Source organism: Polynucleobacter sp. AM-25C3 (assembly GCF_018882335.1).
Classification (GTDB): domain Bacteria; phylum Pseudomonadota; class Gammaproteobacteria; order Burkholderiales; family Burkholderiaceae; genus Polynucleobacter.
Map to the genome: position 1 here is coordinate 1 of NZ_JACVOS010000043.1, position 273 is coordinate 273.

Sequence of the window (273 nt, forward strand, 5' to 3'; positions counted from 1 at the left end):
CTATTGTGAGTGGTCTTACGGTAAATGATGGTGGTACTCAAGCTGTTGGTAGTGGCGGTATTGCAAGTGCTACTACGGTAAATGATGGTGGTACTCAAGCTGTTAGTAGCGGTGGTAGTGCGATTAGTGCGACCATCAGTTCTGGTGGTAATCAAGCTGTTTATGGTGGTGCTAGTGTGAGCGCTACTACGCTAAGCAGTGGCGGTAGCCAGACCCTCCTGAGCGGCGCTATTGTGAGTGGTCTTACGGTAAATGATGGTGGTACTCAGATTA

The 273-nt window shown here is 49.1% G+C and carries 1 protein-coding gene; it reads left to right on the forward strand.

The features are described from left to right. Window positions 1-273: AIDA repeat-containing protein (locus ICN12_RS10785; RefSeq protein ID WP_216272509.1), on the forward strand; the 273-nt coding region annotated here is incomplete at both ends.